A 12,177-nucleotide genomic window follows, 5' to 3' on the forward strand; every position below is an offset into this window, starting at 1 on the left:
TTGCATAAAATAACGATAGCAGATACAAAATCAATTTGTATCTGCTAACGATTGATTACGGTGAGCTAAATCACACATTAATTATTCTGAATCGTCTTCTTTTTCAGGTGCATCAACAAGCTTAGCTTCTTTAACTAATAAGTCGATCACTTTTTTAATACGTACGTCATTCTTAACGATATCCGTATTACCTAAAGTCTTTTTGATGTCCTCAACAGAAATATTAAATTGTTTACTCATCGTTTCCAATTCATTATCGATATCTTCGTCTGAAACTTGGATATCTTCTTTATCTGCAATTGCACTTAAAGTTAAATTTGTTTTAACACGTTGTTCCGCATCTTCAGACATTTGATTACGTAAATCTTCTTCTGATTGACCAGAAATTTGATAATATGTCTCTAGGTCTAAACCTTGTTGCTGAATACGTTGAGCGAACTCTTGTAACATACGATCTTGCTCAGTTTTAACCATAGCTTCTGGAATGTCAATCTTAGCGTTATCAGTCGCTAACGTAATCGCTTCTTCTTTTTGTAAATTTTCAGCTTCAGTTTGCTTACTTTCTTCTAATTGTTTACGTAAGTTAGCTTTATATTCATCAACTGTATTCGCTTCAGAATCTAATTCATTTGCTAATTCGTCATCTAACTCTGGAACTTCTTTTGTTTTGATTTCGTTAATTTTTGTTTTGAAAGTTGCTGGTTGACCTGCTAATTCCTCTGCATGGTACTCTTCAGGGAATGTCACTTCAACGTCTTTCTCTTCTCCAACTTTTAATCCAACTAATTGTTCTTCAAAACCTGGAATGAACATGCCTGAACCAATTTCTAAATCATATCCATCAGCCTGTCCACCTTCAAATTGCTCACCATCAACGTAACCATCGAAGTCTAGATTTACAGTGTCTCCTTCTTCAACTTGGCCGTCTTCTTTAACAACCATATCAGCCATAGCTTCTAAACGTTGCTTCACTGTTTCTTCTAATTCTTCTTCTGTTAATTCTGTTTCTTGTTTAGCGATTTCTAATCCTTTATAGTCACCCAACTCAACCTCAGGCTCAACAATAACCGTTGCATTGAATTTTAATTCTTTACCTTTTTCGATTTGTGTTACTTCGATTTCAGGCTGATCTACTGGATTAATACCTGCTTCGACTACAGCATTACTATAGGCTTGTGGTAATAAAATATCAACCGCATCTTGGTATAATGCTTCAACACCAAAACGTTGTTCAAAAATAGCACGTGGTACTTTCCCTTTACGGAAACCAGGTACATTAATTGATTTGACTACTTTTTTAAATGCCTTATCTAAAGCTTTATCTACTTCTTCTGCAGGTACAGTAACTTGTAAAACGCCTTCGTTACCTTCTTTTTTTTCCCATGTTGCTGTCATGTATAAAAACCTCCATGATTTATCATTTTTAAAATTTTTCAACTTCTTAATTATAACACAGGTTCATGCTGATTTAAACATGAACGGCTATGTATTTAGTGATTTTATAAGTTCAACCAGTGTTTGCTGTGCATATTCACTTTCATCCATTTGGCCTATCATCTCTTTAAAATATAACAAATAAGCTTCTTTCCATTCTTTAATAGATGCCACCTCTTCAATATCAAGTGGATAAAGCGCGATATTATGTGTATTCAAATGGATATATGCCTCTTGTACTAATGATGGTATATGCTCTTCTAATAGCGCAATCACTTCCGGTACAACGATGCGTTTGAATTGGCTATGTTCTAAACCTATTAACTTTGAAGGTATGACTGTAATGGTTTTTGAAGCTTTTGTGACTGATACACATCGATCATATTCAGCAAGCCGTAAATATTCAAGCATCAAACTTTGGATATGTGTGGGCATGAATGATGTGTTGAATAGATAACTAATGCTTTCAGTGAATTGATATGCATTATCATCTATGAGAGATAAAATCAGTTGCATCTGTTCATGCTGATTGAGTGAATGAAATTGCTGTAACCGATATGCCATATAATCTTTGCGTTCATCTAATTTAGATCGAGCACGATCCTTTATAGGTAATAAAGTCATACGCGTTTGATGTTCTGTGACCTCGTCAAGGACTTGCTCAATGATATCCATTACAGATTGATATTGTTCAAGTTCAAATAGGCTCTTCACATAGTAGGTCATATAGATATCATAAGGTTTATATCCTAAAGTTAAAAGAATATTAGCTTCTTCTTTTAGTTCTAAATAGGCGCTGAGCTCCCACAAAACCTCGCATTTAAGGATAGCCAGCTTATCCGTTAACTCAAAATAGGACTCATACTCATTAATGACATCATAAGCAGTTTCATAATTTTCATCCTGCACACTTTCAGTGATATCACGAACTAGCTTTTCTTTTAATTTCGGGAAAGGAATAACATCAGACATTTTGATCACCTATTTTAAAGCTTCTAATATGAGCGAACTCCATGATTCGTAATTCTGTAAATCATGGATGTCATCAAGCGACTGCCACTCAATTTTTAATGTATCTGTTTCTTTCACTTCCACTTTATCACGGTTCACTTTCACTTTAAAAACGACGCCGATATGTACTCGCCCTACTTCATTTTGATCATCATTGATAAAACCTATATGCTGAAGCTGTTCTGGTTGTTCAATTGTGAAACCTACCTCTTCTTCTAGCTCTCGACTTGCATTTTCCTTGATTACATCTTCAATCGTTTGCGCATTAGAAACCTCATTCATATGACCACCAACACCAATTGAAGATTGACCATGTAGACGCGCTTCACCGCCACCTGACAATCGTTCATAGACAAGTAATTCGTTATCTTCATTTTCTAGCAAACAGTATGATATTAATTGTTTATATGAGGGGTCTTCTTCCATGTCGCCTCTTCGTTTAATTTCATAGTCAGCAAGCGCTCTATAGATTTCCAAACTTTTTGCATCGTCTTTAGCAATAAATCCGTTGAATGCATATTTCTCATTTTGAAATAAACGTTCTCTTAATACTACAGTAATTTGCTCATCAAATTTTGACATTCATTTACTCCTTTAACCTATTTTCTTCATCTTATCAAAACTATAAATTCAAGGTAAAGTAATTATCGTTATCTATATCAAATGACACATTATGATTTAACTTTTTCATTCTTGTCATTTAAAAAAGAGTTGGAACTATATCTCATTCCAACTCTTTGATTAGTATTATTATTTTAATGCCGCTTTAGCTTTATTAACTAATTCAGCAAATGCTTTTTCGTCTGAAATAGCAATTTCAGATAACATTTTACGGTTAATATCAATTCCAGCTTGTTTTAAACCGTTCATTAAACGAGAGTAGCTCATGTCATGTTGACGTGCAGCTGCATTAATACGAGTAATCCATAATTTACGGAAGTCACGTTTTCTTTGACGACGGTCACGGAATGCATATTGACCTGACTTCATGACTTGTTGTTTTGCTACTTTATATAACGTGCTTTTTGCACCGAAGTAACCTTTAGCTAATTTAATTGTCTTTTTACGACGTGCTCTTGTTACTGTTCCACCTTTTACACGTGGCATAGTAAATTCCTCCTTTTATCTCTATGGTATGTCGTTTCATACCCATGTCATTGATTTAAATGCGCTTATTTTACGTATGTTAATAATTGACTTACACGTTTTGCATCACTTTTTGATACAAGTGTTGCTTTACGTAATTGACGTTTTTGTTTTGTAGACTTGTTCGCGAATAAGTGAGATGTGTAAGCTCTTGAACGTTTTAATTTACCTGATCCTGTTCTTTTAACACGTTTCGCTGCTCCGCGGTGAGTTTTCATTTTAGGCATAATGATGTCCTCCTAGTATCTTTTTATTTTTCATTGATTGGGGCTAACATAAGGAACATTTGACGACCTTCCATTTTAGGTTTTTGCTCTATTGTTGCAAGGTCTTTACATTCATCAGCAAATTTTTCTAAAACACGTTGGCCAATTTCTTTATGCGTAATTGCACGCCCTCTGAAACGAATTGAAACTTTACATTTATCACCTTTAGATAAGAACTTACGCCCATTTTTCAACTTAGTATTGAAGTCATGTTCTTCAATTGTTGGACTTAGACGAATTTCTTTCACGTTAATAATTTTTTGTTTCTTTTTCATTTCTTTTTCTTTTTTCTGTTGCTCGTATTTGTATTTTCCATAATCCATGATACGTGCAACAGGTGGCTTAGCATTTGGAGCAACAACTACAACGTCTAAACCAAGTCGGTCTGCCATCTCCAATGCTTCACGTTTTGGTTTAACACCGATTTGATCACCATTTTGACCAATAAGACGTAATTCTTTTGCACGAATCTTTTCATTTACTTGCGTTTGATCCTTAGCTATGGTTGACACCTCCAATAATTTTACGAATGGTCCAAGCACGAAAAGAAGCGAGGGTATACCACCCCCGCTTCAAACGTCAACATGAACTATCACACATGTTAAATCGTTAACCTGCCAACAGCATAAAGCGTCGCTACAGGTGAGAAGCGGGTTGCTTCTACTTGGTCCGTTTCGTATTCAACAAAAACAACTATACCAACGATTTAGTGTTTAGTCAACCTTTTTTTGAAAGTTTCTTTCTTCCATTGAAACATGTGGATCTAAGTTTACTTTTTCTAAAGGTATTCGTTTCGTTTTATATCTTATTTTATGATAAAAGAAGAAAATTAAAAATACCGGTATTCCCATATAAGTAATTAAAAATCGTTTAGGGTCAAAGTCGCCACTCGTGATGAAATCCACATCTTGTCCAATAATGACAACAATACATAAAATCAGTGCAAGTATTGGTCCGAAAGGAAACAGCTTAGCTTGATATTTCAACTGACTTACATCATAATTTTGTGCATCAAATGCTTTTCTGAAGCGATAATGACTGATTGCAATACCTAACCATGCGATAAAACCTGTTAGACCACTAGCCGCAACGATATATTCATAAGCATTTCCACTTAAATGTTGCACAACAAAGATTAAGATGACAACTAATGCTGTTGATAACATTGAGATAATAGGTGTTCCTTTCTGATTGGTCTTGCCAAATGCTTTTGATGCCAATCCATCTTTACTCATGGAATATAACATCCGTGTACTTGCATACATACCAGAGTTTCCTGCTGATAAAACGGATGTCAGTATAACTGCATTCATAAATGATGCTGCAAACGCAAGTCCTGCATTTTTGAAAACAAGCGTAAATGGTGACGTAGCAATATCATCTCCACCACCCATTAATGCAGCATGATTATATGGAATTAACATTCCAATAATAAAGATTGCAAATATATAGAAGAGTAAAATACGCCAGAAAACTTGTTTAATCGCTTTTGGGACAGCACGCTCTGGATTTTCTGACTCACCTGCAGTAATCCCGACAAGTTCTGTACCCTGAAATGAAAACCCTGCAATTAGAAATACACCAAAAACAACTAGAAGATTGCCACCTAATCCATCTCCTAATAATGGTGCTTCGCCTCTTGTAAAGACATCAAATCCAACAGCACTGCCTCCCATTATTCCAATAATAGTAAGTAATCCAACGATAATAAAAATAATAACTGTCGCAACTTTGACAAATGCAAACCAATACTCACTCTCACCGTATACTTGTACAGACAGTGCATTAAGGCTGAATATGATCGCCATAAAAATGCAACTCCATGCCCAAGCTGGCAAGAATTGAAGTGGTTCCCAATACTGAATGACTTGAGCAGCAATGGTTACATCAGCTGCAACTGTAATCACCCAATTAAACCAATAATTCCATCCCAATGCAAACCCTAACGAAGGGTCAACAAAACGTGTTGCATAGGTACTAAATGACCCTGAAACAGGCAAATAAGTTGCCATTTCGCCTAAAGAAGTCATTAAAAAGAACACCATTATACCAATAATTGCATATCCTAATAAGGCGCCAAGAGGTCCCGCATTATGAATGGCACCACCAGAAGTCATAAATAAACCAGTTCCTATTGCGCCTCCAATTGCAATCATTGAGATATGTCGATCTTTCAGATGACGCTGAACGGTATTTTGATTCGAAACATCATTACTCATAAATTTGTCCTTTCTTTTACTTAGAGGTCATGTGAAGCTCTAATAATAAGGCTAAATAAAATTGGCACTACTATTTTTACTTAATACATTTAAATCTCTCAACATTCTCTCTATCAAGCTTTAACTTATGACCCAAAACAGAGAAAAGGGCTACACCTTTATGATGCAACCCTTTTTACTGTATGAATAGCAGCGCATCACATCTGTGACAGTCTAGTTCCTATTTGAAAACTAGCCCAACTATAAAAGTTGATAGTCTTTTATAATTTCGGCATCGACACCTTTCACTCATTCAACATACGTACCATCAATACTTCTGACAAGTTACTTATTGCAAATGCATCCTCTAACTAAATCTCTATTTAATTTAATTTTCACTATACACTATATGTCTGTTTCTATCAAGACTGTCTTTGCTTTTTCAATCGAATTTCATCAACTAAATCCCAGATGAATGTGTCTTTTTCCTTAGTTTGTTGCTCTTTAGAGCCATATTGACGCACATTCACTTCATTATTTTCAACTTCTTTATCCCCTACAACAATTTGATAAGGAATTTTTTTCATTTGTGCTTCACGGATTTTATACCCCATTTTTTCATTGCGATCATCTATGTTGACACGAACGCCTTGTGATTTCAACTCATCTTGAATTTGACGAGCATAATCATAATGCAGATCAACATTAACTGGGATAATTTCAACTTGTTGAGGCGCAAGCCATGTTGGAAATGCCCCTTTAGTCTCTTCAGTTAAAAATGCTACAAAGCGTTCCATTGTTGATACAACACCACGATGGATAACAACAGGTTGATGATGTTCACCATCTTGACCAATGTATGTGAGTTCGAATTTTTTAGGTAATAAGAAATCAAGCTGAGCTGTTGACAATGTTTCTTCTTTACCCATCGCAGTCTTCACTTGCACATCCAGTTTTGGACCATAAAAGGCTGCTTCACCAATAGCTTCTTCATAATCCAATCCTAATTCATCAACCGCTTCTTTTAACATTTTTTCCGCTTTATTCCACATCTCATCATCATCATAATATTTCTCTTTATCTTCTGGATCACGATAACTCAAACGGAATGTATAATCTTTGAAGCCAAAGTCCTTGTATACATCTAAAATCATCAATACAACGCGCTTAAATTCTTCTTTAATTTGATCAGGACGAACAAAAATATGCGCATCATTCAATGTCATCCCTCTTACACGTTGTAATCCAGATACAGCGCCGCTTGCTTCATAACGGTGCATTGTACCTAGTTCAGCAATTCGAATCGGCAACTCACGGTAAGAATGTGGTTTATTCGCATAAACCATCATATGGTGGGGACAGTTCATTGGTCTGAGAACCATTGCTTCATCAGCATCTAGCTGCATGGCCGGGAACATATCATCTTGATAATGATCCCAGTGCCCTGATGTTTTATACAATTCAACATTTGCCATTATTGGTGTGTATACATGGTCGTATCCAAGACTGACTTCTTTATCAACAATGTATCGTTCAATTTCACGACGAATTGTTGCACCATTTGGCAACCAAAGTGGAAGCCCTGCGCCGACCAACTGATTATTTGTAAATAATTCTAAATCTTTACCAATTCGACGATGGTCGCGTTCTTTACGCTCTTCTAACATTTTCAAATGGGCTTTTAGCGCTTTTTTATCAAAGAATGCTGTACCATAGATACGTTGGAGCATTTTGTTATCGCTATCACCACGCCAATACGCACCAGCAGTAGAAAGAAGCTTAAACTCTTTAATTTTTGATGTTGATGGCACGTGCACCCCACGACATAAATCTGTAAATTCACCTTGTGTATAGAGTGTTACATTTTCATCCTCTGGAATAGCATCAATTAACTCTAATTTATATTCATCGTTTTCGAAAAAGGCTTTAGCTTCATTGCGAGAAACTACTTTACGTTCGATTTTATGATTTTCATCTACAATTTGACGCATGGTTTTTTCAATCTTTTCGAAATCATCGCTTGAAACTTTTTCATCCATGTCAAAATCATAATAAAATCCACCTTCAATCACTGGACCTACACCAAATTTGACATCTCCATACAAACGTTTAAGAGCATGAGCCATTAAATGCGCAGTAGAATGACGTAACACCTCTAATGCTTCGTCACTATCTGGTGTAACAATTTCTAAATCACCATCGACCTCTAACGGTCTTGTTAAATCTACTAGTTGATGATTATATTTACCTGCAACCGCCTTTTTACGAAGGCCTGGACTAATAGACTGAGCAATCTCTTCAGTTGTCACTCCTTGTTCAAATTCCTTTTGATTACCATCTGGAAAACGCACATTAATTTTTGACATTGATATCCTCCTCATCATCTTTAACAGCAATAAAAACAAAAAACCTCCTCCCAATAAGGGACGAGGTTTCGCGGTACCACCCTAATTTAAGACATCTGCATCACATGATAACAATCATAACCGATGCTTGAGTCTCATCTTTACTTAAGATAACGGTCTTGAGCCGGACGTTCATTACAAACATCATCTATATAAGGGAGTAATCATCACATATTACAGACTACATTCTCAACGTTTAGTAGCTCTCTGTACAGTAATAAATGTAACATCATGTCCTTGAATTTTAAAACTGTTATTAAGTTAATTCTATTATAACGCTAATTTTCATTTTTTCAATGCTTTCTATAATTTTCACCTTCTAGAAGATATGAATCGCTTAACGTTTTGATCCGTTCCATAATACGTTTTGCTTTCATACCATCTATACCACTTTTCGTATCTGAAAGGTGTACTTCTAACTCTTCTAAGCTCAAATTCGAACTAAAAAATGTAGGAAGTTCTTGAATCATACGGTAATGTAGTATAGGACCTAACACTTCATCACGTACCCACGGCGTCATATCTTCTGCACCAATATCATCTAAGAATAATACTCGAGCTTCTCTAACTTGTTGAATTTTTTGAGCTGTAGTTCCATCTCTAAAACCATTTTTTAATGTTCTAATATATTCAGGAACGTAAATAATCATTGAAGATACGCGGCTATTTTTCAATTCATTCGCAATTGCACCTAGAATAAATGATTTCCCCGTTCCAAATGCACCGTACAAATAAAAGCCTTTAGTCGGCTTATTCTCAATAATAGCATCAATGACATCATCTAACTTCATCGCGAGATCAAGGCGATTACGTCTTGTCATGTAAATATCTTTTATTTTAGCGTTGAGTGTGTCCGAATGCATATGAAATGATGTTATCATACTATTAGATTTTTTCTCTTCGTCATGTCTGATTTTGCAAGGACAAGGTTTATAGCGAATTTTAATATGATGATCTTGGATATAAAGCTCAGGTATATGCCCCTTCACAAAGTTTGGACAATTTGCAAAAGTATGATTGTCATCATAGTGCTTTTGTTGATCTTTATACTCTTGGAGAACATTCAAATCATTATCAATCATTTGTGAAGTCACTTCAGACTGATGCGTCTCTAAAAACTGTTTGATGTCCGGATCATTCAATACTTGACGTTTAATTTTTTCGATTTTTTTTTGGATAGATTGATTGTTGCCGATAATACGGTTAAACTGTTGCATCAGTCTTCACCTGCCCGTCGTTTGTTTTTTAATTTATTTAAAAAAGCAGCCCTATCTTTTGCCAAAGCATCTTGATCTTCATTTTTTTGCTCAAATTCTTCAGGATGTGTAATCCAGCGTGGCTGTACCTCTTTAGTATGCTGATACTTGTTTCGCTTTCCAGTAGAAGGTTCTTTATATTTTTTATTTTTCGCTTGTTCTTGATTCTTTTGAACTTCCATCGCCTTTTGATATGCCGATTTTGCATCAGTGACACCGCTTTTTTTCCATGTTGATGCAACGGAATAGACATATTTTTCAGGCAAACTTCGATCCGTTTTTTGCATCACATACTGTAGCAAGACATTAATAACACCAAAACCAAAGCCTTCTCTATTCATGAGTTCTTCTATCATTTCCTTTTGATATTTAGGGGGTTCAGATCCGCCATACGACGTTAACATGACTAATGGACTTGTTTGATCCATTAACTCAAACCATTCATCCCAACTTTTGACAGATAGATTATCTTCTTTTGAATGGCTTGCTTGTGTTAATCGACTTTGTACATTTAAAGCTGGCAATTGCTGTTGGTTTTCTATTAAATAATAATTTTGTGCTTGTTTACGTAGATCTGTAATAGATAAACTTTGATCACTGTTTAAAGATTTTAATATCATCGTTTTCATCACATCTGGCGACAGTTGATAAAGCGTAGCAAGTTGTATGATAACTGATTTATTAGGTTCTGATAATACAGAGCGGCTAACAAAATACGTTTGGAGCATATCCGCCAATAATTCAAAATCAAATGCAACATCCCTTAAATCTAAACCTTCATAATGACTTGGTTTTAGTCTGGTATCATTTGAAAGTGTTGCCTGCTTTGGAACTTTAAAAACATCCGTAAATGTCTTTGTTACTTCAGAAAAACCTGACAAGTCAACTTGAGAAGGTAAGAAATAAGCTTTCAACTTATGAAACCTTTGTTGACCGACTGTCTCATAAAAATATATAGAGAGCATCGGATCATTAAAAAATTCATATGCAGATGGTGGTGGTATTAACTCGTAGATAAACTTTGTCTCCTCATCTGTTTGTTTAACAAATGTTTTTAAAAGACCTATACCTTCTAACAAATCCAGATTTTCTCTAAAATCTATCAAGTTCATCTTTAATTCAGACATCATCGTGTAATGTGTCATTCCTTCTTTAAATGTGATGCCTTCAAACTGATTTAAAAATTGATAGATACCTATTGCAGAAGCACCAATTAAAGGTGTAAATAAACGGTTTAGAATATCATAGTGATGCGTATGGTATTGGAATTGTCGCACAACTACGAAACCATCATGAGAGCTCAATTTTGATTGAAACCTTGATATAGACATACTACTCACTCCGTCTATTCTCTTTCAAAATGCCTTGCATAGATTGCAACAGTTGATCCACATCTTTAAACTCACGATACACTGATGCAAATCGAACGTATGACACTTGATCAACATGCATCAACAAATCCATCACATACTCACCAATATCACGTGAGGAAATTTCAGCTATCCCTTCTTCACGCAACTTCCACTCTACACGATTAGTAATATCTTCTAGTTGCTGTAATCCAACAGGTCGCTTTTCACAAGAGCGAACTAGACCATTTAATATTTTTTCGCGATTGAATTGCTCTCTTGTCCCATCTTTTTTAACGACGATTAGAGGACTTACTTCAATATGTTCAAAAGTTGTGAAACGTGTACCACAATTTTCACATTCTCTTCTTCTTCTAATTGCGTTCATGTCATCCGCATGTCTAGAATCTACTACTCTAGATTGCGAATGATTACATTTGGGGCATTTCACGACTTCCACCTTCTTCATGTTGATTTTGCTTCATTATACTATAAACCACAACATATCAAAAGTTGTTCATACTAAACTGTATATTTAAAGCATACAATTTACATATTTTAAGCCCTTCTACTTTTTAAATGCTTATATCATAAAAGAACAGGCTGGGACGTAAATATCTCGAAGTTTTCTTATAATGAGATGATTCATTCAATGATACGAAAGTGTCTTTTTTTAAAAGTATTTTAAAGTAAAATGACATGTATATCACGTCGTATTGTTGGCGAGACGCCTGAGGGAATAGGATGAGCGTCGAGACCAAGGCTCGACCCATCCCCTAGGAAATGCGAGCCAAACAATGGTTCTATAGTAAATCGGACTGGTGTATAAATAATTTCATTTATTTGATTGTTCCATAAAGTCTCGCTTTTCTAGGCGCCTCACCTCAACTCATTTTAAGATTGAACTTACCCAATCTTAAAATGGATTTTCGGTTACGGCAAGATGCCTCAGAAGTCTCGGCTTAGGAATCAATCAAATGTGCTATATTTATTCATACCCCTAAGTTATAAAGTATGTTTTACCAACTCAATTTTACTGATTTATGTCGTATTAAAAGAGACATTAATGTTCAAGACTTTATGATCACACAACGAAAAAGGCGTTAAGCAAT

Annotated in this window: 11 protein-coding genes, 1 riboswitch and 1 other annotated feature; all 11 genes read right to left on the reverse strand. The window is 35.3% G+C overall.

What is annotated here, in order from left to right:
* Positions 1-81 precede the first annotated feature (81 nt).
* Entirely contained in the window at positions 82-1,395 is a 1,314-nt protein-coding gene (gene tig / locus C7J90_RS09930) for a trigger factor (RefSeq protein ID WP_103209685.1), read from the reverse strand.
* A gap of 87 nt (positions 1,396-1,482) precedes the next feature.
* Positions 1,483-2,406, reverse strand: a complete 924-nt coding sequence (locus C7J90_RS09935) for a hypothetical protein (RefSeq protein ID WP_103209683.1) — start codon at positions 2,404-2,406, stop codon at positions 1,483-1,485.
* A gap of 9 nt (positions 2,407-2,415) precedes the next feature.
* Positions 2,416-3,027 carry an NUDIX domain-containing protein gene (locus tag C7J90_RS09940; protein WP_103209681.1) on the reverse strand — a complete coding sequence of 204 codons (612 nt, stop codon included), beginning with the start codon at positions 3,025-3,027 and terminating at the stop codon, positions 2,416-2,418.
* Positions 3,028-3,195: 168 nt separating this feature from the next.
* Positions 3,196-3,552, reverse strand: a complete 357-nt coding sequence (gene rplT, locus C7J90_RS09945; protein ID WP_103209680.1) for a 50S ribosomal protein L20 — start codon at positions 3,550-3,552, stop codon at positions 3,196-3,198.
* A gap of 65 nt (positions 3,553-3,617) precedes the next feature.
* Positions 3,618-3,818 (reverse strand): 50S ribosomal protein L35, encoded by a 201-nt coding sequence (gene rpmI, locus C7J90_RS09950; protein ID WP_103209678.1) that lies wholly within the window; start codon positions 3,816-3,818, stop codon positions 3,618-3,620.
* A 23-nt stretch (positions 3,819-3,841) separates the two neighbouring features.
* Positions 3,842-4,369 (reverse strand): translation initiation factor IF-3, encoded by a 528-nt coding sequence (gene infC, locus C7J90_RS09955; RefSeq protein WP_167389015.1) that lies wholly within the window; start codon positions 4,367-4,369, stop codon positions 3,842-3,844.
* Between the two features lie 24 nt (positions 4,370-4,393).
* Positions 4,394-4,529: a sequence feature (ribosomal protein L20 leader region), on the reverse strand.
* 41 nt (positions 4,530-4,570) lie between these two features.
* Positions 4,571-6,076, reverse strand: coding sequence for an amino acid permease (locus C7J90_RS09960; RefSeq protein ID WP_103209676.1), 1,506 nt, complete (start codon positions 6,074-6,076; stop codon positions 4,571-4,573).
* Between the two features lie 182 nt (positions 6,077-6,258).
* Positions 6,259-6,433, reverse strand: a riboswitch (Lysine riboswitch).
* A 44-nt stretch (positions 6,434-6,477) separates the two neighbouring features.
* Entirely contained in the window at positions 6,478-8,421 is a 1,944-nt protein-coding gene (gene thrS, locus C7J90_RS09965) for a threonine--tRNA ligase (RefSeq protein ID WP_103209674.1), read from the reverse strand.
* A gap of 332 nt (positions 8,422-8,753) precedes the next feature.
* Entirely contained in the window at positions 8,754-9,677 is a 924-nt protein-coding gene (dnaI, locus tag C7J90_RS09970; protein ID WP_103209673.1) for a primosomal protein DnaI, read from the reverse strand.
* Positions 9,677-11,047 (reverse strand): replicative helicase loading/DNA remodeling protein DnaB, encoded by a 1,371-nt coding sequence (locus tag C7J90_RS09975; protein ID WP_103209671.1) that lies wholly within the window; start codon positions 11,045-11,047, stop codon positions 9,677-9,679. The genes dnaI and C7J90_RS09975 overlap by 1 nt, the downstream gene beginning before the upstream one ends.
* A gap of 1 nt (position 11,048) precedes the next feature.
* The gene (gene nrdR, locus C7J90_RS09980; protein ID WP_103209669.1) at positions 11,049-11,516 is read right to left on the reverse strand and encodes a transcriptional regulator NrdR; all 468 of its coding nucleotides are present in this window, start codon (positions 11,514-11,516) and stop codon (positions 11,049-11,051) included.
* Positions 11,517-12,177: the final 661 nt, after the last annotated feature.

The organism is Staphylococcus felis (assembly GCF_003012915.1).
In the GTDB taxonomy this organism is placed as follows: domain Bacteria; phylum Bacillota; class Bacilli; order Staphylococcales; family Staphylococcaceae; genus Staphylococcus; species Staphylococcus felis.

Coding starts and splice junctions, on each gene's coding strand:
- tig (WP_103209685.1), bottom strand. CDS start 1,395: ATGACAGCAACATGGGAAAAAAAAGAAGGTAACGAAGGCGTTTTACAA.
- C7J90_RS09935 (WP_103209683.1), bottom strand. CDS start 2,406: ATGTCTGATGTTATTCCTTTCCCGAAATTAAAAGAAAAGCTAGTTCGT.
- C7J90_RS09940 (WP_103209681.1), bottom strand. CDS start 3,027: ATGTCAAAATTTGATGAGCAAATTACTGTAGTATTAAGAGAACGTTTA.
- rplT (WP_103209680.1), bottom strand. CDS start 3,552: ATGCCACGTGTAAAAGGTGGAACAGTAACAAGAGCACGTCGTAAAAAG.
- rpmI (WP_103209678.1), bottom strand. CDS start 3,818: ATGCCTAAAATGAAAACTCACCGCGGAGCAGCGAAACGTGTTAAAAGA.
- C7J90_RS09960 (WP_103209676.1), bottom strand. CDS start 6,076: ATGAGTAATGATGTTTCGAATCAAAATACCGTTCAGCGTCATCTGAAA.
- thrS (WP_103209674.1), bottom strand. CDS start 8,421: ATGTCAAAAATTAATGTGCGTTTTCCAGATGGTAATCAAAAGGAATTT.
- dnaI (WP_103209673.1), bottom strand. CDS start 9,677: ATGCAACAGTTTAACCGTATTATCGGCAACAATCAATCTATCCAAAAA.
- C7J90_RS09975 (WP_103209671.1), bottom strand. CDS start 11,047: ATGTCTATATCAAGGTTTCAATCAAAATTGAGCTCTCATGATGGTTTC.